General features: G+C 74.3%; 10 protein-coding genes. 3 read left to right on the forward strand and 7 right to left on the reverse strand.

The features are described from left to right. Position 1: 1 nt before the first annotated feature. The 3 genes from ACFP1K_RS29330 to ACFP1K_RS29340 form a co-directional block, all read right to left on the reverse strand. Positions 2-1,405: a serine hydroxymethyltransferase gene (locus tag ACFP1K_RS29330; RefSeq protein ID WP_380759285.1), complete on the reverse strand. Its 1,404-nt coding sequence runs from the start codon at positions 1,403-1,405 to the stop codon at positions 2-4. Positions 1,406-1,793: 388 nt separating this feature from the next. Beyond that, positions 1,794-3,728 carry an amino acid adenylation domain-containing protein gene (locus ACFP1K_RS29335; protein ID WP_380759287.1) on the reverse strand — a complete coding sequence of 645 codons (1,935 nt, stop codon included), beginning with the start codon at positions 3,726-3,728 and terminating at the stop codon, positions 1,794-1,796. After that, the gene (locus ACFP1K_RS29340; protein WP_380759289.1) at positions 3,725-4,993 is read right to left on the reverse strand and encodes a cation:proton antiporter domain-containing protein; all 1,269 of its coding nucleotides are present in this window, start codon (positions 4,991-4,993) and stop codon (positions 3,725-3,727) included. The genes ACFP1K_RS29335 and ACFP1K_RS29340 overlap by 4 nt, the downstream gene beginning before the upstream one ends. A gap of 349 nt (positions 4,994-5,342) precedes the next feature. Between ACFP1K_RS29340 and ACFP1K_RS29345 the strand changes: the two genes are divergently transcribed. Genes ACFP1K_RS29345 through ACFP1K_RS29355 form a run of 3 tightly spaced genes read left to right on the forward strand, consistent with a single transcriptional unit; the run spans position 5,343 to position 7,364 of the window. After that, positions 5,343-5,615 carry an acyl carrier protein gene (locus ACFP1K_RS29345; RefSeq protein WP_380759291.1) on the forward strand — a complete coding sequence of 91 codons (273 nt, stop codon included), beginning with the start codon at positions 5,343-5,345 and terminating at the stop codon, positions 5,613-5,615. Positions 5,616-5,627: 12 nt separating this feature from the next. Further along, positions 5,628-6,590 (forward strand): chlorinating enzyme, encoded by a 963-nt coding sequence (locus ACFP1K_RS29350; protein ID WP_380759293.1) that lies wholly within the window; start codon positions 5,628-5,630, stop codon positions 6,588-6,590. A 24-nt stretch (positions 6,591-6,614) separates the two neighbouring features. Further along, positions 6,615-7,364, forward strand: a complete 750-nt coding sequence (locus ACFP1K_RS29355; protein ID WP_380759295.1) for a thioesterase II family protein — start codon at positions 6,615-6,617, stop codon at positions 7,362-7,364. A 189-nt stretch (positions 7,365-7,553) separates the two neighbouring features. Here ACFP1K_RS29355 and ACFP1K_RS29360 read toward each other — a convergent pair whose 3' ends face one another. From ACFP1K_RS29360 to ACFP1K_RS29375, 4 genes are all read right to left on the reverse strand, one after another. Beyond that, a complete protein-coding gene (locus ACFP1K_RS29360; protein WP_380759297.1) occupies positions 7,554-8,270 on the reverse strand; it encodes a TetR/AcrR family transcriptional regulator in 717 nt (238 codons plus the stop codon). 117 nt (positions 8,271-8,387) lie between these two features. Beyond that, a complete protein-coding gene (locus ACFP1K_RS29365) occupies positions 8,388-9,581 on the reverse strand; it encodes a cytochrome P450 (RefSeq protein WP_380759299.1) in 1,194 nt (397 codons plus the stop codon). A gap of 16 nt (positions 9,582-9,597) precedes the next feature. After that, complete coding sequence (locus ACFP1K_RS29370; protein WP_380759301.1) at positions 9,598-9,819, reverse strand: MbtH family protein; 222 nt, start codon at positions 9,817-9,819, stop codon at positions 9,598-9,600. Further along, a complete protein-coding gene (locus tag ACFP1K_RS29375) occupies positions 9,816-25,961 on the reverse strand; it encodes an amino acid adenylation domain-containing protein (RefSeq protein WP_380759303.1) in 16,146 nt (5,381 codons plus the stop codon). Before ACFP1K_RS29375 ends, ACFP1K_RS29370 begins: the two co-directional genes overlap by 4 nt. Positions 25,962-26,025: the final 64 nt, after the last annotated feature.

Genomic DNA, 26,025 nt, shown 5'->3' on the forward strand with positions numbered 1-26,025 from the left:
CTCATGGGGTCGGCGGCCCGTCGTCCGCGGGCACCGGGTGCCGTTCGCACAGCGACCGCACGCCCGCGCGGACCTCGGTGGCCGTCACCGGGTCGACGCTGTGGCCGGTGTCGCTCAGCGGGGTCGTGGCGGCGAGCACGGCGTGCAGCAGGCGCGCGCACTCCCGGGTCTCGTCCGGGCCGAGGCCGCGCTGGGCGAGGATGTTGGTGCCGAGCCGCAGGCCGCCGGCGACCTGCGGCGGCTTGGTGTCGCCGGGGACGCGGTTGCGGTTGGCGAGGATCCCGCACTCCTCCAGCGCGCGTTCGGCGACCAGGCCGGTCATCCCGTGTCCCCGCAGGTCCACGACGACCATGTGGTTGTCGGTGCCGCCGGTGAGGATCCGGTACCCGAGGCGGGTCAGCTCGTCGGCGAGCGCCGCGGCGTTCTCCACGACGCGCCGCATCGTCAGCCGGAACCGCGGCTCGGCCGCCAGCGCGAACGCCCTCGCCTTGGCCGCGATCAGCGCCGGGTGCGGGGTGCCCTGGGACTGCGGGAACACCGCGCGCTGCATCAGGCCCTCCAGCGTGCCCTCCCCGCCCGGCCCGGGGGAGCGGTGCTCCGCGCCGCTGAGGATCAGCCCGCCGCGGGGGCCGCCGAGCTGCTTGTACGTGCTCGTCGTCGTGATGTGGGCCGCGTCGATCGGGCTGGGATGGATCCCCGCGGCCACCAGTCCCGCGATGTGCGAGATGTCCGCCACCAGGTACGCCCCGGCGGCGTCCGCTATGGCGCGGAACCGGGTGAAGTCCAGCGTGCGCGAGTAGGCGCTGGCCCCGGCGATCAGCACCGCGGGACGGTGCTCGGCGGCGAGGTCCGCGACCCGCGCGTAGTCGATCCGGCCGGCGGGGTCCAGGCCGTAGTGGACGGCGCGGTAGTGCCGCCCGGTGACGGAGGCCGGGGATCCGTGGCTGAGGTGGCCCCCCGCGTCCAGGCCGAGGCCGAGCAGCGTGCCGCCCGGACGGACGAGCGCCGCGAGCACCGCGAGGTTCGCCGAGGAGCAGGAGTGCGGCTGCGCGTTCGCGTACCGGGCCCCGAACAGCCGCTTGGCCCGCTCGACCGCGAGGTTCTCCACCTGGTCGAAGCGCGCGGCGCCGGGGTGGTAGCGGGCCCCGGGATATCCCTCCGCCGTGACGTTGGACAGCGCCGACCCTCCGGCCGCGAGGACCGACGGGGCGGCGAGGCTCGCCGAGGCGACCATCGCGAGCGTGTCCCGCTGAGCCAGGACCTCGGCGTCGAGCAGATCCGTCAGCCCGGGGTCGTGCTCACGCAGGGACTCCATTCCGGCCCGGAGTATTTCCGCCTGTCCCCGTTCCAGGACGCCGGCGCCCGTACGCGCCGCCGGCGCGGCGCGCGTCTCCATGGTTGACATCCCCACACCTCGTCTCCGCCGGAGCCGCACACGCCGGAACGATCCGGATCGCACACCGGTGAATCCGGAGGTGTGCGGTCTATCGGGCGGTGCCGGCTCGCGGCTCGAAACTGTCGGCGGCACCGTGTTTCATCGCTACGGAATTATGAATTCGGAATTCGGAATCGCCGGGAATGCGGCTCGGGCTCATTTGACGCCTGGCGGGCCGGGGGCGATCGCTAAGGAGAGAATAGTGCCGTTCGCCGGGCTTGAGAATACGCGGAGACCGTCCTTGCTATATCCCGGCCGCGGCGGTCCCCGGCGGCCGGTCGTTTCACCGGAAAGCCTTGACATTCCCGGATTTCACGCGGGCACGGCCGTCCTGTCGACGGGACAGGCGGCGGTGCGGTCAGCGGTGGCCTGATGCGGACACCAGGGCCGACAGCTCCGCGAGGTCGAGTTTCCCGTTCGGGGTGAGCGGGAGCCTGTCGAGCAGGACGAACGCCGCCGGGATCAGATGGACCGGCAGCCGGTCGGCGAGGAAGCGGCGCAGCGCGCGGGGGGAGAGGCCGGCGTCAGGATCGGCGGGGACCACCACCGCGACGAGCTCGGCCTGGCGGCCCTCCCGCACCGGGCGGAGCGTCGTGACCACGCGGGCGACGCCGGGGTGCGTGCCGAGCACCGCGTCCACCTCGGCCGGTTCGACCCGGATGCCGCGGATCTTCACCTGGTGGTCGGTGCGGCCCAGGACCTCCAGGACCCCGTCCCCGTTCCACCGCGCGAGGTCGCCCGTCCGGTACATCCGCTGCCCCGGCGGGCCGAACGGGTCGGCCACGAACCGCTCGGCGGTCAGGCCCGGCCGGGCGTGGTAGCCCCGCGCCACCGCGCCCCCGACGTACAGCTCGCCCGGCACGCCCGGCGGCACGGGGACCAGCCCCGGGCCGAGCACGTAGGTGCGCATGCCGGGCAGCGGCGCCCCGATCGGCACGCCGCCGGTGCCGCCGAAGCGCTCCGGGACGGTGTACGTCGTGGCGTAGAAGCTCTCGGTCTGGCCGTAGGCGTTGACCACCCGCACCCCGGGGACGGCGTCGCGGACCCGCGCGACCAGCGTGGCGGTCAGGCCCTCCCCGGCGAAGAACGCGGTGCCCACGCCGACCTTCCCTCGGGACTGCCCGAGCACCTCGGCGAACACCGAGGGCACGGTGTGCAGCACGTCGCCGGTCCAGCCCCGGGGCCCGGCGAGCGCGAGGACGTCGCGGACGACCTCCACGGTGGCGCCGGTGCTCAGGGCGGCCACGATCTCGAACACCGACACGTCGAAGTTGATCGACGAGCTGGCCAGCATCCGCGACCCGGGACGCAGCCCGGCGACCCTGGCCAGCTCCGCGACGCCGTTGACGACGGTCGCGTGGGTGATGGCCGCGCCCTTCGGCGTCCCCGTCGAGCCCGAGGTGTACATGACGTACGCCAGGTTGCCGGGCCGGAGCCCGGTGCCCGGCGGCTCGCCGTCGCCCGCGCCGGGACCGCCGGGACCGCCGAGGTCGTCGAGCAGGAGGCACCGCGTACCCTCCACCGGCAGGTCCGGCAGCGTCGCGGCGTCGGTGAGGACCAGGGCCGGGGCGGCGTCGGCCAGCAGGTGCCGCAGGCGCGGCGCCGGGTAGCCGGGGTCCAGGGGAAGGAAGGCGGCACCCGAGGCGAGCACCCCGAGCAGCCCGACGACCAGGTCCGCGGTGCGGGGGAGGGCGAGCGCGACGACGGACTCACGGCCCGCGCCCGCACGCGCCAGTGCCCGCGCGACCCGTTCGGCGTGTTCCCGCAGCTCACGGTAGGTCAGCGACCGGCCCTCGTGCACGACGGCCGGCGCGTCGGGCGTCGCCGCCGCCTGCCGCGCCACGAGCTGGGGAATCGTCAGCCGCGGCGGCGGGGCGTCGGCGCCCGCGAGCTCGGTGAGCAGACGGTGCCGCTCGGGCGCGGTCAGCACGTCGACGCGCCGCACGCGGGTTCCGGGGTCGCGCGTCACCTGCTCCACCACCCGGACGAGCCTCACGGCCAGGTCCTCGCGTACGCGCCCGCTGCCGTCCTCGATCCGCAGGCCGCCGGGAGCCTCGGCGAGTGTGAAGCCGGGCGCGGCGGCCGAGGCCCGCACCCGGTCGACCAGGACGGCGAAGGGTGGATCGCCGGACAGGATCGCGCCCGCGTCCGCCGCGCCGCCGAGCTGGTGCGCGAGCACCACGAGCGCCGCCCGCAGCACGGTGCGCGGCGTCGTGTCGTGCTCGCGGGCCAGTCGCGCGACGGCGCGTGTCATGTCGGGGCCGAGCGAGAACCCGGCCGCCGCGGGCGTCATGCCGCCCCGCCCGGGGCGGCGGCCGCCCGCCGGTCCTCCCCGGCCCTGTCCCCTTCCTCGTCCGGCATCCCCTGCATGGGGCGGATGAGCGTGAGCAGGGGCCCGGCCATGACCGTGGTGATCACCGCCATCACCACCATGATCGAGTACAGCGAGCTGTCCAGGATGCCGAGCTGGAGGCCGGCGGTGAGGATGATCAGCTCCGTCAGGCCCCGCGTGTTCATGAGCGTGGCGAGCGCCAGGGACTGCCGGGTCTGCATGCGGTTCAGGCGGGCGGCGAGGAACGCCCCGCCGAACTTGCCGCCGACGGCGACCAGCAGCACCAGCCCCAGCTCGGCGACCCCCATCCAGCCGATGCCGGACAGCTGCACCTTCAGCCCGGCCACGACGAAGAAGATGGGCATCAGGAAGACCCCGTTGAACTCCCCGGCGCGCTCCCGCATGGCCTGGCGAAGCGCCCCGGTACCGGCCCGCGGCACCATGACGCCGAAGATGAACACCCCGAAGATGAAGTGCATCCCCAGCCATTCGGTGATCGCGCCGGACACCAGCGCGCCGCCCAGCAGCATGCCCAGCCTGCGCGTGTCCAACTGCGAGCCGGGGGGGAAGACACGGCGCAGCACGGGACGCACCACGCCGGCCATCACCGCCACGTAGACCGGGAACAGCAGGAGCAGCCACAGGCTGCTGGCCGTCGCGCTGGCCACGACGGCGACCACGGCCAGCAGGGACCAGGCGAGGACGTCGTCGATGGCGGCGCAGGTCAGCGCGATGTTGCCCAGCGAGGTCCTGGCCAGGCCCCGGTCGGTGAGGATCCTCGCCAGCACGGGGAACGCCGTGACCGACATGGCCGCGCCGATGAACAGCACGAACCCGAGCGTGTTCCCCGACGCGTGGTTGCGCGCGAGGAAGAACCCCAGGCAGACACCCAGGCTGAGGGGCAGCACGATCGCGGTCACCGCGACCGAGACCGCGATGCGGCCCCGCCCGCGCAGCAGGTTCTCGTCCATCTCGAGGCCGACGAGCAGCATGAAGACGGCGATCCCGATGTTCGCCAGCGCGGTGAGGAACGGCCGGGCCTCCATCGGGAACAGGAACAGGGACAGATCTTCGCCGAGCAGCGTGGGCCCGGCCAGGATCCCGGCCAGGACCTCCCCGATGACCGCCGGCTGCCCCCAGCGTCTGGCCAGCGCGCCGAAGGTGCGCGCCAGAAGGATGATCAAGGCGAGGTCGAGAAAGACACTGACGACTTGATGAGTGGTCACAATCCCTCTTCTTTCCGCGAGCCACGCACGAAACGGCCCATGGATTACCCCCAGCATTTCCACGCTAAGTCAGCCCGCCGGGCTGTTCAAGACCGCGGCGGGCACTCTTTGTCCCGTGGACGGGACAGGCGGCCCGGCCCGGCCGGGTGCCGCGACCGGATAATGACCGGACCCGGGAGGCGGTGTTATATTCCGCTCGGTTCGGCTGACGGGAAACGCATATCCGGGGGATCCGGAAATCGACCGGCGATGATCCGTCCGCCGATTCACCCACCATTTCCCGACGTGCGGCGCGCCCCGGGTTTCAGGCGTGCCGTCTATTGACGACAGCGGATGGGAGCGTATTCGAATGATGCCTGCGAGCGGCGTCGGGGCCGGCGAGGCCACCCGGGAGGACGTCGAGAAAGCCGTCGTCGAATGGCTGCGGAGCGAGCTCGGCGATCCCGAGATCACCGGCTCGGACAACTTCCTCGACGTCGGCGGCCACTCGCTGACGTTCCTGCGGCTGAACGGATACCTCGGCGCCACCTACGGCGTGAGCCTGGACCAGCGGACGACGTACGACGACGAACTGGCCGCGGCGGTGGCCGCCATGCGGCCCGGCGAGCAGAACGCGACGTGAGGAGCGGTTTCCATGACCATCGGCGCAGAGCGCGTCTCCTACCGGCTCACCGATGAGGAGCGCGCGTTCTTCCACGAGAACGGCTACGTAGGCCCGATCACCATCTATCGGCCGGACGAGATCGCCGCGACGTGGCGGAAGATCCACCGGCAGACGCTCGACCGGTCGCACGCCGCCTACCCCGAGGTCGACGCGAGCATCGGGGCGCCGAACATCTTCAACTACGACCGGCACCTCGACATCGACCTGCTGGCCGAGCACGTCTGCAACTCCAAGATCGTCGACCGGGTCGCCGACATCCTCGGGCCGGACCTGCTGTGCTGGCGCTCGGAGTTCTTCCCCAAGTACCCCGGCGACGAGGGCACCGACTGGCACCAGGCGGACACCTTCGCCAACGCCAGCGGGAAGCCGCAGCTGCTGTGGCCCGGCGAGTCCGAGGACGACTTCGGCGCGGGCACGATCACGGTGTGGACCGCCTTCACCGACTCCACCCGCGAGAACGGCTGCCTGCAGATCATCCCCGGCACGCACCACCAGATGAACTACGACGAGACCAGGCACATGCGCTACGACGACCGGCGCATCAACCAGGAGACGAAGAACGGCGTGCGCCGCGGCTTCTTCGGCTACGACTACCGGGACCTGCAGTTCGACCCGGACTGGAAGCCGAACGAGGAGGACGCGGTCCCGCTGGTGATGGAGAAGGGCCAGTGCGTCATCTTCTGGTCGACCCTGATGCACGCCTCGCTGCCCAACGTCAGCACCGGCAGGGACTACCGGATGGGCTTCGCCAGCCGTTACGTCCCGACGAAGGTGCGGGTCTACCCGGACACCGACCACATCGAGGAGTACGGCGGGGCCATCTCGCTGGAGCGGTGGGGCGCGGCCCTGGTGCGGGGCCGGGACGAGTACGGGCACAACCGGATCGTCACCTCGACGCTGCGCGGCACCCCGTTCCGCACGGTGCGGGACTGACCGGTCACGGGCACGGGGGCCGCGATGGCCGGTGACCGGGACCGTCCGGTGGTCGCGCTCATCCCGCCGTCGTGCTGCGGCGCGGGCTACTTCCGCGGGCTGCGGCGGGCGCTCGGCGACCGGGTGGACGCCCGCGTCGCCGAGCTCCCCGGCCACGGGCGCCGCCACGCCGAGCCGCCGCTCACCGACGCGGCCCTCGCCGTCCGGGACGTCGCCGGGCGCTTGTCCGGCGCGGCGATCGGCATCGAGCGGCCGTCCGGGGCGGCGGTCGGTGAGCGGCCGTCCGGGGTGGCGGTCGACGCCGTCTACGGGGAGAGCCTCGGCGCGTACCTCGGTCTCGCGCTGGCCGGGGTCTTTCCGCGGGTGCCGCTGCTGCTCGTGGCGTCCAACTCACCGCCCTCGGCCAGGCCCCCCGCGCCCGAGGGCGGCGCCGTCACCCTGGAGGCCGCCGTCGCGGCCCTGACCGGCATGGGCGCCGAGATCTCCGGGCAGGTGCTCGCCGACCCGGAGCTGGGCGGGCGGACCCGGGCGATGATCTTCGGGGACCTGCGGCTGTCCTGGTCGGCCATCGAGGCGACGCGCACGGCGAGGGTGGCGGCGGACGTCCACGTCCTCGCCGGCACCGGCGATCGGGCCGCGGTCGCGCTGGAGGGGTGGGCCGCCCACACCACGGGCCGCTGTGAGGTGTCCCGGATCCCCGGCGGCCACCTGCTCTCCGCCGAGAACCCCGAGGGCGTCGCCCGCTGGATGGTCCGGGCGCTGGCCCGGCGCTGACCGGCGGGCCCGACCGGCGAGGACGGGTGCCGCCCGCCGCGGGTCGTGCGCGGACCGCCCGGCGAGGACCGGTGCCGCCCGCCGCGGGTCGTGAGAGGACCGCCCGGCGAGGACGGGTGCCGCCCGCCGTGGTCGTGCGCGGACCGTACGGCGAGGACGGTGCGCCGCCTCGCCGTGATCGCGGACCGCCTACGCGGGGCCCTCCGGACGTTTGTGCCCGTTGAGCCGCGTGAGGTCGTTCAGCCGCTTCTCCAGGCCGTCGAAGATGACCTCGAGCCCGCACACGAAGCTCTGGTCGGGGGCGGTGAGGTAGTCGGCGTCGGTGACCGACGCGAGCCGGGCCCTCAGCCTCGGGAAGTCCTGCGCCATCTTCATCTGGTCGGCCATGGTCTCGCGGAACACGTCGTCGGGGTTGGAGCCCTCCTCGCGCAGCCGCCGCCGCAGCGACACCGCGGCGGACTCGCCGATGGCGTTGCCGAGCACGAACATGAACACCACGGCCATCGCCCGGTCGGCCTCCCCGCCGGCGAAGCCCGCCTTCTCGTACACCGCGAGGCTGTAGTCGTCGTAGCGCGCCTTCCCCGGCCCGCGCAGCAGATGGGAGCCCAGGGCCTGCACGAGCCACGGATGCCGCGACAGCATGCTGAACATGCCCCTGGCCGTCATCGCGCCGGCCGTGCGCCAGTCGTGCGCGTCGAGGTCGGGCAGCTCGATCTCGTGCCACACCTCGTCGCTGGCGAGCATGACGAGGTTGTCCTTGCTCTTGACGTGCCAGTAGACGGCGGTGGCGGCGGAGCCCAGCCGCTCGCCGAGGCCGCGCATGCTCAGACCTTCCAGACCCTCGGCGTCCAGCAACTCGATGGCGGTCTGGACGATCCGCTCCTGGGTCAGGGTGTCGCGCCGCATAGCCGCACGATACCGCACGCTTGAACACGGTTCATATCAGCCTTGTGCATCATTCATCACTCCTTGTCGCGACCGTCGGGGGGCGTCCCGGAGCCTCGGGGGACCCGTCCGGGGCGTTCACTCGTGGGTGAGCAGCGGCAGGGAGGCGGTGCCGATGATGTCGGGCGAGGGGAAGAACCGCGGCGGGTCGTGCGGGTCGGTGCGCAGGACGGGGAAGCGGTCCAGCAGCGCGTTCAGCGCGATCCGGCCCTCCAGCCTGGCCAGCATCGCCCCGACGCAGTAGTGGACGCCGTGGCCGAAGGCGAGGTGCGGGTTCGGGGTGCGCCCGGGGTCGAAGGTCTCCGGGTCGGGGAACACGAGCGGGTCCCGGTTGGCCGCGGCGGGCCAGACGAGGATCAGCGTCTCCTGGGGGATCTTGACGCCGCCGATCTCGACGTCCGTCGTGGTCCGCCGGGACAGGGCCGCGGACGGGGTGAGCGTGCGCAGGGTCTCGTCGAGCGTGCCCGGGATCAGCGAGCGGTCGGCCCGGACCCGTTCGAACGCGGCGGGGCTGGCGTCCAGGCAGGCCACCGCGTTGCCGATGAGCATCGTGGTGGTGATGTGGCCGGCGACGAGCAGGAGGTTGGCGATGGTGACGACCTCGTTGCGGGTCAGCCGGTGGCCGTCGACCTCGGCCGTTACGAGGAGGCTCAGCAGGTCGTCGCCCGGATTCGCCCTGCGCTCGGCGACCTGGCCGCGCATGTACTCGACCATCGGCCGGAACTGGTCCACCGCGGCCTCGATGTTCTGCTGCGCCTGCTCGTCGTCGTAGAGGAACGCGTAGCCGTTGAGCTGCTCGATGATCCGGAACGCCTGCTTCTTGAACATCTCCAGGTCGGCGGTCGGGATGCCGAGCAGCTCGGCGATGACGACGACCGGCAGCGGGTAGGCGAGGTCCTCGACCAGGTCGACGCGCTCCTTGCCCTTCATCGCGTCGAGCAGCTCGGCGGTGATCGCGGCGATCCTCGGCTCCAGGTCGGCGATCATCCGGGGGGTGAAGGCCTTGCTCACCAGCTTGCGGTACCGCGTCTGGTCGGGCGGGTCCATCTGGGCGAAGTCACCCTCGGAGAACTCCTGGTCGATGGTGACCGGCGCCAGGTACGCCGTCGTGGAGGAGAAGGTCTTGGGGTCGTTGAGGATGCGGTGCACCTCGGCGTAGCCGATGACGTTCCACAGCCCGATCTCCTCGACGAAGTGCACGGGCCCGGGCCGGTCGCCGCGCAGCCAGGAATGGAACGGGTGGATGTTCCAGCGCTCTACCACTGTGGCCATGGAAATCTCCTCCCCGCTACCTGGCGTCGGCTTCCATGGCGAGGCGCAGGCTCCTCGGCCGCATGTCGGTCCAGTGCTCCTCGACGTAGTCCAGGCACCGCCTGCGGCCCACCGGCCCGCACACCGGGCGCCAGCCCGCCGGGACGGCGGCGAAGGCGGGCCAGAGCGAGTGCTGGTCCTCGTCGTTGACCAGGACGTAGAAGTCCTCGTTGTCGTCGTCGAACGGATTGGTGCTCATCGCTGTCGTCCCTTCTGGAGTTCACGGGTGATGACCCCGCCGATCTCGGCGGCCGGTCCGGGCAGGTACATGTCCTCGTGCGTGGCCTGGACGCCGATCTCGCGGATCGTCCCGGTGACGTGGGGCCGCCAGAGGGCGGCGAGCGGTCCGGCGGAGCCGGTGTCCGCCCGGAAGACCAGCGCGTCGCCGCGGTAGACGGGCGGGGGGTACGCGGCCATGAGCGCGGCGTGGCCCGTGACGACGGTGACGGCGTTCTCGACGAAGGCCGCGTCGCCGCCCGCCCCGGCGGGGAGGATCCGGCGGAAGTACTCGCGGAAGGCGGCGGCGTCCGGCGGTCCCTGCTCGGCGAGTTTGTCGCTCGGGACGCTGTCGAGCATGGCCAGCAGCGCCACCTCGTGGCCGAGGCGCTGGAGCTCGGCGGCGACGGCGTGCGCGTACGTCCCCCCGATGGAGTACCCGATCAGGTGGAACGGGCCGTCCGGCTGCACGGCGAGGATCTTCGCGGTGTAGTCCTCGACGATCGCGGCGACGGACCGCGGCGGCGGCGCGGCGCCGTCGATGCCCTCCGCCTGGATGCCGTGGACCGGCCGGTCGGTGTCCAGCGCGGCGACCAGGCCGAGGTACGTCCAGCAGAGGCCGCCGCCGGAGTGGAGGAACCACAGCGGCCCGGCGCCGTCTCCGGTGGCGAGGGTGACGACCGGCGCGAACGGGCCGGTCTCCTCCTCCTGACCCCCGGCCGACTCCAGGCGGGCGGCCAGCCGGGCGGGGGTCGGCGCCTCGAACACCCACCGCAGGGGCACCTCGACGGCGAGGACCATCCGGATCCGGGCGATGAGCCGGACGGCCAGCAGCGAGTGCCCGCCCCGGGTGAAGAAGTCGTCGTCGGCGTAAGCGGCGGGCAGGCCGAGGACCTCGGCGTACAGGCCGCAGAGCATGGTCTCCAGGGGTGTGCGCGGCGCCCGGCCGGCCGGGGCCGCCGCGTGGCCGGGAGCGGGGAGCGCCTTCCGGTCCAGCTTGCCGCTCGGGGTCGTGGGGATACCGCCGAGGAGTGTCACGGTGGCGGGCACCATGTGCTCCGGCAGCCGCTCGCGCAGGTACCGGCGCAGCTCTGCGGCCAGGTCCGTCCCGCCGTCGGCCACCGCGTAGGCGGCGAGCCCGCGGTCGTGCGGCGTCCCGCCGGCGACCACCACGGCCCGTTCGACGGCGGGGTGGGCGGCCAGCACCGCCTCGACCTCGCCCGGCTCGACCCGGAACCCGCGGATCTTGACCTGGTCGTCGCTTCGGCCGAGGAACACGAGCTCCCCTTGCGGCGTCCACTCCACCACGTCGCCGGTCCGGTACATCCGCGTCCCGGGCGGCCCGGACGGGCAGGCGACGAAGCGGTCCGCGGTCAGGCCGGGCCGTCCGCCGTACCCCCGGGCCAGGCCCTCGCCGGTGACGTACAGCTCGCCCGCAACGCCGGGCGGCACCGGGCGCAGCGCCCCGTCGAGGACGTGCGCCCCGGCACCGGGCACGGGCCGCCCGATCGGGAAGGCGCCGGGGCCGGGGGTGAGCGGCCCGCTCATGGTGACGGCGACCGTGGCCTCCGTCGGGCCGTACACGTTCACCATCCGCCGCCCGGCCGACCAGGTCGCCACCAGGTCGTGCGGGACCGGCTCCCCGCCGACGACCAGGGACCGCACCGATCCCAGCGTGCCGGGTGGCACGGGCGCCAGCATCGACGGCGGCAGCATCATGTGGGTCACCCGGTGCCGGTCGGCGGTCCGGGCGAGGGGCGGCCCCGGGACCAGGTCGTCCGCGGGGGCCAGCACCACGCTCGCCCCCGACAGCAGCGCGGAGAACAGCTCGCACAGCGAGACGTCGAAGCTCGGCGAGACGAGCTGGAGCATCCGGCTCTCCGGCGTGATCCCCATCCCGGCCACGTGCGCGCCGACGAGCCCGGCCACGCCGCGGTGGGTGACCGTCACGCCCTTCGGGCGGCCCGTCGACCCGGAGGTGTAGACGACGTACGCGGCGCCGTCCGGCAGCGGCGGGCGGCCCGGGTCCCCGCCGCCCTGCCAGGAGCCCGGGTCGTCCATCCGCAGGCACGGGCCGGTGAACGCCGCGGCCGTCGACTCGTCGGCGATCACCAGGCACGCGCCGGAGTCCTCCATGAGGTAGGAGACGCGCCCGGCCGGAAGTCCGGCGTCGACCGGCAGGTACGCCGCGCCCGCCCTGAGCACGGCCAGCAGCGCCACGACCAGCTCCGGCGAGCGCCGCAGCGACACCGCCACCACGGACTCGCGCCCGGCGCCCCGCGCGGCGAGCTCCCGGGCCAGGAGGCCGGCCCGCCGGTCGAGCTCCCGGTAGGTCATTGAGGTGTCCTCGAACCACAGGGCGACGGCGTCCGGCGTCGCGGCGACCTGCCGCGCGAAGAGCTCGGGGACCGTCCGCGCCGGTTCCACGGCGGCGACCGCTCCCCCCGGCGGCGGCCCGGCCGGGTCCGGCAGTTCCAGGGCGCCGACGGGCACGGCGGGGTCGGCCGCCATCCGGCGCAGCACCTCGGCCACCTGGGCGGTGACGCGCCCGGCGGCGGCGGAGTCGAAGAGGTCCTCCTGGTACTGAAGGACGAGCGTGAGGTAGGGGCTGGCCGTGGCGGCGAGCCCCAGCGGGTAGTGCGTGCCGTTGGCCGACCGGACACCGGTGATCGTGAGCCCGTCCGCCGGGTCCGCCGGGCCGCCGTGCTCCATCGGGTACGACTCGTACACGGTCACGGTGTCGAACAGGACGGGCATCCCGGTCGCCCGGTGGATCTCGGCCAGGCTGTGGTGATGGTGGTCCATCAGCGCGTTCTGCGCCTCCTGGAGGCCGGTGAGCACCGTGCGCAGCGAGTCCCAGGGCGACAGCCGCACCCGGATCGGGAGGGTGTTGATGAACAGCCCGACCATGGACTCCACCCCGGGCACCGCCGCCGGGCGCCCGGAGACCGTCGTGCCGAACACCACGTCGTCGCGGCCGGTCAGCCGGGACAGCACCACCGCCCACGCCGCCTGGACGACCGTGTTGAGGGTGACCCCGAGCTCGGCGGCGCGGCGGGCCAGCTCGTGCGCGGTGTCCGCGGGCAGCGGCACCCGGCGCTGCCCGAGCCGCCGGCGGTCCACCTCCGGTCCCGCGTGCGGGGCCACCAGGGTCGGCGCCTCGACGCCGTCCAGCGCGGCCGTCCACGCCGCGGCCGACGCCTCGGTGTCCTGCCCGGCCAGCCAGGACAGGAAGTCCTTGTACTCGCGGACCGGCGGCAGGACCCCGGCGTCCCCGCCGGAACCGTAGAGCCGGAGCAGCTCCTGCGCGAAGACGCCCATCGACCAGCCGTCGAGCAAGGCGTGGTGCGCCGTGAGCACCAGCTCGGCCCGCTTCGGCCCGGTAAGCGCGAGCGACAGCCGCAGCAGCGGCGCCACCGCGGGGTCGAACCGGTCGGCGCGGTCCCGCTCCAGGAACTCCTCGAACGCGGCGGCCCGGCCCGCCTCGTCGTGGCCGCGCAGGTCCAGCTCGCGCCACGGAATCTCCACGCCGTTCAGCACGAGCTGCACCAGGGCGCCGGTCGTGTCGGTGACGAACGCGGTCCGCAGACCGGCGTGCCGGTCCAGCAGGACCTGCGCGGCCACCCGCATCCTGGCCGGGTCGACCGGCCCGGCCAGGTGGTAGATCACCTGGACGTGGTAGGCGTCGAAGCCGTCCCCCGCCATCAGGGACTCGAAGGTCAGGCCCGCCTGGAGCGCGGTCAGCGGCCACACGTCCACCAGGCCGGGGTGGCGCTGCTCCCACTCCTCCAGCTCGGCGCGCCGCACCGGCACCAGCGCCACGTCCGACAGCCGGTTGACGTGCTCGGCGAGCCCGCGCAGCACCGCGCACCACAGCTCGGCCAGCTCCCGGACGTCCTCCTCGGGCAGCAGGCCCTCGGGGGCCCCGAAGACGGCGCTGAGCCGGGGGCCCTCGGCTGAGTCCAGCACCACCGCGTTGATCTCCAGGGTGGACATCGCGGGCATGGCGGCGTCCGGGGCGGCGAGCAGGTCCTCGGTCCCGGCTGCCGGGGTCCAGCCGCCGGGGGTGTCCTGGCCGCCGAGCCTGCCGAGGTAGTTGAAGGCGATCTGGCCGGTGGGGAACCTGGCCAGCTCGGCCGCGGTCTCCTCGTTGAGGTGGCGCAGCAGGCCGTACCCCATGCCCTTGTGCGGGATCACCGCCAGCTGCTCGCGGACCGCCTTGAACGCCGCCGCGATCGCGACCGCGCCGCCGGCCCTGGCCTCCTCCAGGTTGACGCCCCCCACGTCCAGCCGGACGGGGAACATGCTCGTGAACCAGCCCAGCGTCCGGGACAGGTCCGCCCCCGGCGCCGTGTCCTCCTCGCGGCCGTGGCCCTCCAGCCGCAGCAGGACGGATCCCTCGTCGACGCCCCGGTCGCGGCGCCAGGTCGCCACCGCCAGGGCCAGCGCGGTGAGCCAGACGTCGTTCGGGCCGCCGCCGAGGGCGCCGGGGACCCGGGTGAGCAGCGCCTCGGTCACCGGGGCGGGCAGCCGCACCCAGGTGCGCCGCACCGTGGCCGCGAGATCGGCCGCCGGGTCCAGCGGCCGGGACCCGAGCAGCGGGTCGGGGCCCTCCAGCAGGGACCGCCACAGCGGCAGCTCCGCGACCCACTTCGGCGCGCGCGCCGCCTCGGTGAGGGCGTACGACCAGCCGCGCGCGGACGTCCCGACCTCGGGCAGGTCCGGTTTGCGCCCGGCCCGCAGGTCGTCCCAGGCCGTGGCGAGGTCGGCCAGCAGGATCCGCCACGACACGCCGTCCACCACGTGGTGGTGGCCCACGACGAGCAGGCGTCCCGGGCGGACCGGCCCGGCGTCGAACCAGACCCACTGCGTCATGACGCCGCCGGCCGGGTCGAGGCGGCCGGTGGCCGCGTCCAGCTCGGCGGCGGCCAGCGCGTGCCACCGCTCGTCCCAGTCGCCGTCGCAGGGCACCCGGCGGATCAGCGTGGCCGCGTCCACCGCTCCGCGCGGGAGGGCTTCGAGCCCGCCGTCGCGCACGCGGGACCGCAGCACGTCGTGGTGGTCCAGCACCGCCGACACGGTGGCGGCCAGCCCGGCGTGGCCCGCGCCGGGGGGCAGGTCGACGACGAGGGACATCGAGAAGCGGTCGCCGCCGCCGAGCTCGGCGAGGTGGCGCGCCATCGGGAGGGCGGGCATCCAGCCCACGCCGCCGCCCTCCGGCTCGGCGAGCCGCTGCGGGGCCGCCGCGCGGTCGCGCACCAGGCGGGCGAGCGCGGCCACCGTGCGGTGCTCGAAGATCTCCCGGGGGGTGATGTCCAGCCCCTCGCGGCGGGCCTGGGAGACCGCCTGGATGGAGCGGATGCTGTCCCCGCCGATCGCGAAGAAGTCGTCCTCGGTGCCCACCACGTCCAGGTCGAGCAGCTGGGCGAAGACCCCGGCGAGAACGATCTCCTCGGCGTCGCTGGGGGCCCGGTACGCCGTGGTCTGCACGCCCGGCTCCGGGAGGGCGCCCCGGTCCACCTTGCCGTTGGGGTCCAGCGGCAGCCGGTCCAGGACGACGAACGCGGCGGGGACCATGTACTGCGGCAGCCGGGCCGCGGCGAAGCGGCGTAGCGCCCCCGCGGACACGTCCCGGGTGAGGTCGAGCTCGTCGAGGGCGTCCTCACCTGCCGGGACGACGTAGGCGACGAGGCGGGTGTTCCCGGTGCGGCCCGGCCGGGTCTGGACGAGTGCTTGGGCGATGCCGGGGTGGGTGGTGAGGGTGGTTTCGATCTCGCCGGGTTCGATGCGCAGGCCGCGGATCTTGACTTGGGTGTCGGCGCGTCCGGTGTATTCGAGTTGTCCGTCGGTGTTCCACCGGGCGAGGTCTCCGGTGCGGTACATGCGTGATCCGGGCGGGCCGTAGGGGTCGGGGAGGAAGCGTTCTGCTGTCTGGGCGGGTAATCCCAGGTAGCCGCGGCCCACGGTGGTCCCGGCCACGTACAGCTCGCCGATCACGCCGGGCGGGACGGGGACGAGGCCGGGGCCGAGGACGTGGGTGCGGACGTTGCCGAGGGGGCGTCCGATGGGGGCGTTGGCCTTCTGGTCCCAGGGCTGGTCGGGGGGCAGGGTGAAGCAGGTGGCGTAGAAGGTCTCGCTCTGGCCGTAGAAGTTGACCACCCGCACGCCGGGGAACGCCTGGCGCACCTGTGCGACCAACTGCGCGGGCAGCGTGTCGGCGCCGAAGACCACCGTGTCCGGCCGCGATCCGTTGGCGATGAGCCGTTCGGCGATCTGGGTGAACACCGAGGGCACGGTGCTGACGACGCCGCCGTCCAGGGGGAGGGGGCGTTCGGCCAGGGAGGGGACGTCGGGGACGATCTCGACGGTGCCGCCGGTGGAGAGGGTGGTGAGGATCTCGAAGACGGACACGTCGAAGTTGATCGACGTCCCGGCGAGCATCCGCGCACCGGGGGTGCCGACCGCCGCCACCAGCGCGGGCAGGCAGGACATCACGTTGTGGTGGGTGATGCACACGCCTTTGGGGATCCCGGTCGAGCCGGAGGTGTACATCACGAAGGCCGCGCCGTCCGGCACCGCCCCCGCGGCCCGATCCCCGTCCGGGGGCGGGCCGGTCAGGTCCTCCACGCACAGGTAGGGCACGTCCGCGCGGGGCAGGCCGTCCAGCGAGGCACGGTCGGTCAGCACCAGGGCCGGACGCGCGTCGGCCAGGATCAGGCCCAGCCGTGTGCTGGGATAGCCGGGGTCGACCGGCACGTAGGCGGCACCGGCCTCCAGGATGGCCAGCATCGCCACCACCAGGTCCACCGACCGGGACACCGCCAGGCCCACCAGCGACTCGCGGCCGACTCCCCGGTGTGCCAGCCGGGCCGCCATCTCCTCCACCCGGCGTCCCAGCTCCCGGTAGGTCAGCGCGTCGCCGTCGCACGCCACCGCGACCTTGCCGGGAACCGTCGCGGCCATCCGGCGGACCAGGTGCGGCACGGTCGCCTCCTCCACCGCGGCCGACGTCTGGTTCACCGCCGCCAGCAGCTCCCGCTCCCCGGGCAGCAGCACGTCCACCAGCCCGATCGGCTGCTCGGGGTGGGTGGTCAGCGCCTCCACCACCGACAGGAACCGCGCCGCGAACCGCTCCGCGGTCTCCCGGTCGAACAGGTCCGTCGCGTACTCCAGGTACCCGACGAGGCCGAGCCCGGGGATGTCGCCCATGTTGAGCATGAGGTCGAACTTGGAGGTCCTGGTGGAGCCGGGGATCACCTCGATCCGCAACCCCTCCAGGTCGAAGCTCGCCCCGGCCACGTTCTGCCAGGCGAACATCACCTGGAACAGCGGATGGTGGGCGGTGGACCGCTCGGGGTTCAGCACCTCCACCAGGTGCTCGAACGGCGCGTCCTGGTTCTCGTACGCCGCCAGCGCCCGGCTCCGGACCTGCTCCACCACCCGCTCGAACGACGGGTTGCCGGACAGGTCGGCGCGCAGCACCCACGTGTTGACGAAGAAGCCCACCAGGTCGGCCAGCGCGGCGTCGGTACGGCCCGCGATCGGCGCGCCGACGGCGACGTCGTCGCCCGCGCCGAGCCGCCCCAGCAGCACGGCGAGCGCGGCCTGCAGGACCATGGAGACCGTGGCGCCCTGCCTGCCGGCCAGCTCCTCGACCGCCGTCAGCAGCTCCGGCGCCAGCCGGAACTCCACGGTGTCGCCCCGGTGGCTCGCCACGGGCGGCCGGGGCCGGTCCGCGGGGAGCTGGACGGGCTGCGGCACGCCCGCCAGGTGCTCCCGCCAGAACGCCGTCTGCGTGGACAGCACGCTGCCTGGGTCGTGCGGGTCGCCCAGCAGGTCGCGCTGCCACAGCGTGTAGTCGGCGTACCGCACCGCGGGCTCGGGCCAGCCGGGCGCGGCGCCCCGGAGGCGCGCCGCGTACGCCGTGCGCAGGTCGCGGGTCAGCGGTGTCATCGACTCCCCGTCGGTGGCGATGTGGTGGATCACCAGCGCGAGCACGTGCTCCTCGGCGGCGGCCCGCAGCACCGTGGCCCGCACCGGGATCTCGGCCGCCAGGTCGAACGGCAGCGCCAGCGCGGCGTCGACGGCCTCGTCCACGCCGTCCGGCCCGGTCTCGACCACCGGCACGTCGAGCCGCACGTCCGCCGCCGGTACGACGTGCTGGTACGGCATCCCGTCCGCGTCCTCGGCGATCAGCGTGCGCAGCGCCTCGTGCCGCCCGATCACGTCGCGCAGCGCCGCGGCGAGCGCGGGGACGTCGAGCGGGCCGTGCAGCCGCAGCACGTGCCCGTGGTTGTAGGTCGCGGACGGCCCCTCGAACCGGTCGATGAACCACAGGCGCCGCTGGGCGTACGACAGCGGCACGCGTTCCGGCAGCCGCGGCAGGCGGCGCAGCGGGGGCCGGGAGGCGGAGCCGGGCGACAGGTGACGGGCCAGCTCGGCCACCGTGGGGGAGTCGAAGACCTGCCGGATGCGCACCTCGGCGCCGAGCTTCGCCCGGATCTGGTTGACCAGCCGGGTCGCCAGCAGGGAGTGGCCGCCGATCAGGAAGAAGTCGTCGTCGACGCCCACCCGCGACTCGCCGAGGACCTCGGCGAACAGCCGGCACAGCGCCGCCTCGTGCGCGGTGCGCGGCGCCCGGTACCGGCCGCCGCCGAACTGCGGCTCCGGCAGCGCGGCGCGGTCCAGCTTCCCGTTGGGCATCAGCGGGAACGCGTCCAGCGCCACGAACACCGACGGCACCATGACGTCGGGCAGCGTGGCCGCCACGTGCTCGCGCAGCCCCTCGGGCGGGCCGCCCGGCCCGGTCAGGACGTACGCGGCGAGATAGGTGCCCCGGTCGCCCCGCGCCCTGCGGGCCACGACGGCCGCCTCGGCGACCCCGGGGTGCGTGGTCAGTGCCGCCTCCACCTCGGCGGGCTCCACCCGGACACCGCGGATCTTCAGCTGGACGTCGGTCCGGCCGCCGTACTCCAGCTGCCCCGCCGCGTTCCACCGGGCCAGGTCGCCGGTCCGGTACATCCGGGAACCGGGCGGCCCGAACGGGTCGGGGACGTACCGCTCGGCGGTCGGCCCGGGACGGCCGCGGTAGCCGCGGCTGACGGTCGCGCCGGCCACGTAGAGCTCCCCGTACGCGCCCGGCGGCACGGGTTCCAGGCCGGAGCCGAGGACGTACACGCGCACGCCGGCCAGCGGGGTGCCGATGGGCACCTCGGGGCCGCCGTCCCACGGGTCGCCGCCGCCGATCGCGAACGTCGTGGCGTAGAAGGTCTCCGTCTGCCCGTACCCGTTGACCACCCGCGTGCCGGGGAACACCTTGCGCACCCGCCGCACCAGGGAGGCGGGCAGTCCCTCCCCGGCGAACGCCACGGCGGACGGCGCGATGCGGCCCTCCGCGCCGTCCAGCACCTCGGCGAACGCCGACGGCACCGAGCTGACCACACCGGACCAGTCGTCGCGCTCGGCCAGGGCCAGCACGTCGCGCAGCATCTCGACGGCGCCGCCGGTGCACAGCGTCGAGAAGATCTCGAACACCGAGACGTCGAAGCCCGCCGACGCCTGGGCGAGCATCCGCGCCCCGGGGCCGCCCACGCTCTCCACCAGGCCCGGGACGCAGCCGGCGACGTTGCCGTGGGTGACGACGACGCCCTTCGGGATCCCCGTGGACCCCGAGGTGTACATGACGTAGGCCGCCTCGCCCGGCCGCGGCGCCCGCCGCGGGGCGCCGGTCCGGCCGCCCGCCTCCTCGACGAGCCGGGGCACGCCGATCCACTCGGCGCCGCTCGCCGCCAGCGCCTCCGGGGGAGGGGACGCGGCCAGCATGAGCGCGGGCCGCGCGTCGGCGAGCACGTGCCCGAGCCGGTGGCCGGGATGCTCGGGGTCGATCGGGAGGTACGCCGCCCCGGCCTTCCACACGCCGAGCAGCGCGACGACCAGGTCCGGCGAGCGGGGCAGCGCGACCGCGACCACCGACTCGGGCCCCGCGCCGCGCCCGGCCAGGCCGTGCGCCACCGCGTTCGCCCGCTCGTCCAGCTCGCGGTAGGTGAGCGAGCCGCCGTCCCCGGTCACCGCGACGGCCTCCGGGGTAGCCGCGGCCTGCCGCTCGAACAGCTCGGGCACGGTCAGGCCCGGCGCGGGCGCGGCGGTGTCGTTCAGCTCGTGCAGCACACGCCGCCGCTCGGCCTCCGACAGCACTTCGACCTCGCGGGCGGGCACGTCCGGGTCCGCGGCGAACCGGGCCAGCACCCGGTGCAGCCGCTCGGCCATGACCTGGACCTCGTCGCGCTGGAACGCGCCGTGCTGGTACTGCAGGGACAGCCGCAGGACGGGGTCCACGTCGGCCGTCACCACCAGCGGATAGTGGGTGCCCGCGACGGGGGTGAGACCCGAGCAGACCAGGCCGGCCGCCTCCGTCGCGTCGCTCAGGCCGGCGTGGTCGACGGGGAAGGACTCGAAGACGACGAGCGTGTCGAACAGCGTCTCCACGCCGACGGCCCGCAGGATGTCGGGCAGACCGTGGTGGTGGTGGTCCAGCAGCGCGGCCTGCCGCTCCTGCAGGCCGGTCAGCAGCGCGGCCATCGTGGCCCCCGGGGCGCAGTCCATCCGCACCGGCACCGTGTTGATGAACAGCCCCAGCATCTGGTCCACCCCGTCCAGCGCGGCGGGCCGGCCCGAGACGGTGGAGCCGAAGACGACCTCCCGGCGGCCGGTCAGCCTGCCGAGCAGCAGCGCCCACGCCCCCTGGACGACGGTGTTGACCGTGACGCCGAGCTCGGCGGCGCGGGCGGTGACGCGCCGGACGAGTTCCGGCGGCAGCGGCACGTCGACGTTGCCGACGTCGCCGCCCCCGGCGGGCCGCACCCGCACGCCCCGGGCCAGCAGGGTGGCGTCGTCGGTCCCGGCGAACTCGGCGGCCCACGCCGCGGCGGCCGCGTCCCGGTCCTGCCGCGCGAGCCAGTCGAGGAACCCGCGGTAGGCGGGGGCCCTCGGCAGGCCGGAGGCGTCCCCGGCGCCGCCGTAGAGGCGGAACAGGTCCTCGATGAGCAGCGGCACCGACCAGCCGTCGAACAGCACGTGGTGGGTGGTGATGACCAGTTCCGCGCGGCCGGGCCCGGTCTCCAGCAGCGCCATCCGCGTCAGCGGCGGCACCGCGGGGTCGAAGGGCGTGGTGCGCTCCTCGGCCAGCAGCCGCCGCAGCTCCTGCTCGCCGCCGGTGAGCCGCACGTGCCGCCACGGCAGCTCGACCCGGGCCGGCACGACCTGCACCAGGCCGCCGGTGGAGTCGGGAGGGAAGGCGCAGCGCAGGTTGGGGTGCCGGTCGATCAGCGCCTGCCCGGCGGCGCGCATCCGGGCCGGGTCGATCTCCCCGGACAGGTGCAGCACGAACTGCATCTGGTAGGCGTCGTAGGCGGAGGTGTCGAGCAGCGAGTGGAACAGGATGCCCTGCTGCATGGCGGTCAGCGGCCACACGTCCGCCAGCTCGCCGTACCGCTGCCGCCAGGCGTCGAGGTCGCGCTGCGTCACCGGCACCAGCGGCACGTCCGACGGTGTGAGGCCGCCCGCCCCCGGCTCGGCGACGTGCGCGGCGAGGCCCGCCAGCGCGGCCGACCACAGGTCGGCGAGCTCCTGCACGTCGGCGCGGGACAGCACGCCCGCCGGGAAGGCGAACCGCGCGGTCAGCTCACCGGTGTCGGTGACCAGGGAGTTGATCTCCAGGACGGCCATGGCGGGCATGTCCGCGTCCGGCGTGGCGATCAGGTCGCGGGCGCCGGGCACCTCGGTCCAGCCGAGGCCGCGCAGGTTCTCCGGCATGTCCGCGGCCGAGAAACGGCCGACGTAGTTGAAGGCGATCTGGCCGGACGGGTACCCGGCCAGCTCGGCGCCGGTCTCGTCGTTGAGGTACCGCAGCAGGCCGTAGCCGAGGCCGTGGTCGGGGATCGCGCGGAGCTGCTCCTTGACCGCCTTGATGGCGTCGCCCGCCGCGGCGCCGCCCGCGAGGGCCTCGGCCGTGTCGATGTCGCCGAGGTCGAGCCGGACCGGGTACATGCTGGTGAGCCAGCCGACCGTACGGGTGAGGTCCGCGCCGGGCACGACCCGCTCCTCGCGCCCGTGACCCTCCAGGCGGACCAGGAGGGAACGCTCGTCGACGCCGCGGTCGCCGCGCCACCGCCGTACCGCCAGCGCCAGCGCGGCGAGCAGTCCCTCGTCCACGCCGCCCCGGAACGCCGCGGGAAGCTCCGTGACCAGGGCCTGGGTCACCGCGGCGGGGACCCGCAGCCACACGTGGTCCACGGTGTACATCACGTCCACCGCCGGGTCGAGCGGCCTGACACCGAGGTCCGGGTCCGGGCCGGTGACCACGGACCGCCACAGCCGCATCTCGGCGACCCGCTCCGGGCGCCGGGCCTCCTCGGCTAGCGCGTGCGCCCAGCGCCGTGCCGACGTGCCGGCCGCGCGCGGCGCCGGTCTCTTCCCCGCGCGGACCTGTTCCCAGGCCTCGGCGAAGTCGGGCAGCAGGATGCGCCAGGAGACGCTGTCGACGACGAGGTGATGCAGCACCAGCAGCAGCCGCCCGGCGCCCGCCGTCCCCGCGTCGAACCAGACCGCCTGGACCATCACGCCACCGGCCGGGTCCAGGCGGCCCGCGGCCGCGTCCAGCTCGGCGGCGGCCAGCGCCCGCCACCGCGCGTCCCAGCGGCCGTCGCACCCGACCCTGTGCAGCAGCTCGTCCGGATCCACCGAGCCCGGCGGCGCGGCGCGCAGCCCGTCGCGTTCGAGGCGGGTGCGCAGCGCGTCGTGCCGGTTCAGCACCGCCGTCAGCACGTCCAGCAGACCGGCCTCGTCGATGTCTTCGGGCAGCTCGGCGACGGCGGACATCGCGAACCGGCCGTACCCGCCGCCGAGCTCCATCAGGTAGTGCGCGATGGGGGACAGCGGCATCCAGCCGAGGCCGCCGCCCTGCAGCTCGGCCAGCCCCCCGGTCTCGTCGCCCCGGCGGGTCACGGCCGCCGCCAGCTCGGTCACCGTGCGGTGCTGGAAGATCTCCCGCGGGCTGACCCTGACACCCTGCGCGGCGGCCCGGGACGCCACCTGGATCGAGCGGATGCTGTCCCCGCCGATCGAGAAGAAGTCGTCGTCCGTTCCGACCCGCTCCAGGCCCAGCACCTCGGCGTACACCGAGGCCAGGATCCGCTCGGCGGGGGAGGCCGGCGTCCGGTACGTCGCGCCGCGGAACTCCGGCTCCGGGAGGGCGTTGCGGTCCACCTTGCCGTTCGGGTCCAGGGGGAGCCGGTCCAGGACGACGAACGCCGCGGGGACCATGTACTCGGGCAGCCGGGCCGCGGCGAAGCGGCGCAGTTCCGCCGCCGACACGCCGCCGGTGAGGTCGACCTCGGTCTCGCTGATGCTCTCCGCGGTGCTGATCCAGGAGGAGTTCATCCCGGCCGGGACGATGTAGCCGACCAGGTGGGTGTCTCCGGTGCGGCCCGGCCGGGTGAGGACGAGTGCTTGGGCGATGCCGGGGTGGGTGGTGAGGGTGGTTTCGATCTCGCCGGGTTCGATGCGCAGGCCGCGGATCTTGACTTGGGTGTCGGCGCGTCCGGTGTATTCGAGTTGTCCGTCGGTGTTCCACCGGGCGAGGTCTCCGGTGCGGTACATGCGTGATCCGGGCGGGCCGTAGGGGTCGGGGACGAAGCGTTCTGCTGTCTGGGCGGGTAATCCCAGGTAGCCGCGGCCCACGGTGGTCCCGGCCACGTAGAGTTCGCCGATCACGCCGGGCGGGACGGGCGCGAGCCCTTGTCCCAGCACGTAGGTGCGGACGTTGCCGAGCGGGCGTCCGATGGGGGCGTTGGCCTTCCGGTCCCAGGGCTGGTCGGGGGGCAGGGTGAAGCAGGTGGCGTAGAACGTCTCGCTCTGGCCGTAGCAGTTGACCACCCGCACGCCGGGGAAGAGCTCACGCACCCGCGCCACCAGCTGCGCCGTCAGCGTGTCCGCCCCGAAGACCACGGTGTCCGGCCGGGACCCGTTCGCGGCGAGCCGTTCGACGACCTGGGTGAACACCGAGGGCACGGTGCTGACGACGCCGCCGTCCAGCGGGAGGGGGCGTTCGCCGAGGGAGGGGACGTCGGGGACGATCTCGACGGTGCCGCCGGTGGAGAGGGTGGTGAGGATCTCGAAGACCGACACGTCGAAGTTGATCGACGTCCCGGCGAGCATCCGCGACCCCGGCGCGCCCACGGCCGCCACGAGCGCGGGCAGGCAGGACATCACGTTGTGGTGGGTGATGCACACGCCTTTGGGGATCCCGGTCGAGCCGGAGGTGTACATCACGAAGGCCGCGCCGTCGGGCACCGCCCGTGTCCCGCCGAGGGGCGGACCCGACAGGTCCAGGTCCTCCACGCAGACGTACGGGACGTCTCCGCCGGGCAGCGTGTCCACCGACGCCCTGTCGGTCAGCACCAGCACCGGACGCGCGTCCGCCAGGATCCGGCCCAGCCGCGCGCTGGGATAACCCGGATCGATCGGCACGTAGGCGGCACCCGCCTCGAAGACGGCGAGCATCGCCACCACCAGGTCCACCGACCGGGACACCGCCAGGCCCACCAGCGACTCGCGATCGACCCCCCGGCGCACCAGCTCCGCCGCCATCACCTCCACCCGGCGGCCGAGTTCCCGATAGGTCAGCTCGACGTCCGCGCACGCCACCGCCACCGCGCCGGGAACCGCCTCCACCACCCGGCGGACCAGGTGCGGCACGGTCGGCTCCGCCACCGGGGCCGACGTCCGGTTCACCGCGCCCAGCGACTCCCGCTCCGCGGGCAGCAGCACGTCCACCACCCCGACGGGCCGCGCCGGGCAGGCGGTCAGCGCCTCCACCAGCGACAGGAACCGCGCCGCGAACCGCTCCACGGTCTCCCGGTCGAACAGGTCCGTCGCGTACTCCAGGACGCAGCGCAGGTTCCCCGTGCCGGAGTCGTGGGCGAAGTTGAGCTCCATGTCGAACTTCGCGGTCCCGGTCGGCACGGCCTCCAGGGACGCCGACACCCCGGGCAGGTCCAGCGTGATCCGGTCCTCGGACTGCCAGGTGAACATCACCTGGAAGACGGGGTGCCGGGCGGTGGAGCGCTCGGGGTTCAGCGCCTCCACCAGCAGGTCGAACGGCACGTCCTGGTTCTCGTACGCCTCCAGCGCCCGGCCGCGGACCTGCGCCAGCACCTGCTCGAAGGTCGGGGCGCCGGACAGGTCGGCGCGCAGCACCCACGTGTTGACGAAGAAGCCCACCATGTCGGCCAGCGCCTCGTCGGTACGGCCCGCGATGGTGGCGCCGATCAGGACGTCCTCGCCCGCGCCGAGGTGGTGCAGCAGCACGGCGAGCGCCGCCTGCAGGGCCATCGGCGTCGTCGCGCCGTGCGCGCCCGCCACCCGCTCCAGCGCGGCCAGCAGCTCCGGGGGGATCGGGAACGTCACGACGTCACCCCGGTGGCTGGGCGCCGGGGGCCGCGGCCGGTCGGTGGGCAGCGAGATCTGCGGCGGGGCGCCGGCGAGCCGGTCCAGCCAGTACCGCAGCTGGGTGGCCACCCTGCTCCCGGGGTCGCCCGGGTCGCCCAGCAGCTCCCGCTGCCACGCCACGTAGTCGCGGTACCGCACCGGCGACTCCGGCCACCGCGGCGCGGCGGACCGCGCGCGGGCGGTGTACGCCGTCTCCAGGTCACCGGCCAGCGGCAGCATGGACTCGCCGTCCACGGCGATGTGGTGCACGGTGAGCACGAGGTCGTGCTCCTCGGGACCGTGCCGCAGCAGGCACGCGCGCACGGGGATCTCGGCGGACAGGTCGAACCGGTGCCGCGCCACGCGCCCGGCCTCCCCGCCGGCCGCGTCGAGGAGCGGGATGTCGAGGTCGAGCTCGTCGAGCGGCACCACGAGCTGGGCGGGCTCACCCGCGTCGTCGACGATCCGGGTGCGCAGGATCTCGTGCCGGCCGACGACGTCCCGCACCGCCGCGCGCAGCGCCGCGACGTCGAGCGCACCGCGCAGCCGTATCACGAAGGGGACGTTGTAGGTCGCCGAAGGTCCCTCGAACCGGTCGATGAACCACAGGCGCCGCTGCGCATTGGACAGAGGGAACATCTTCGCCTACTCCTCGATCGACATCGCATGGCGCCGCCCGGGGACGTCCGGGTGGAGAAGAGTC

Source organism: Sphaerisporangium aureirubrum (assembly GCF_042658925.1).
Classification (GTDB): domain Bacteria; phylum Actinomycetota; class Actinomycetes; order Streptosporangiales; family Streptosporangiaceae; genus Sphaerisporangium; species Sphaerisporangium aureirubrum.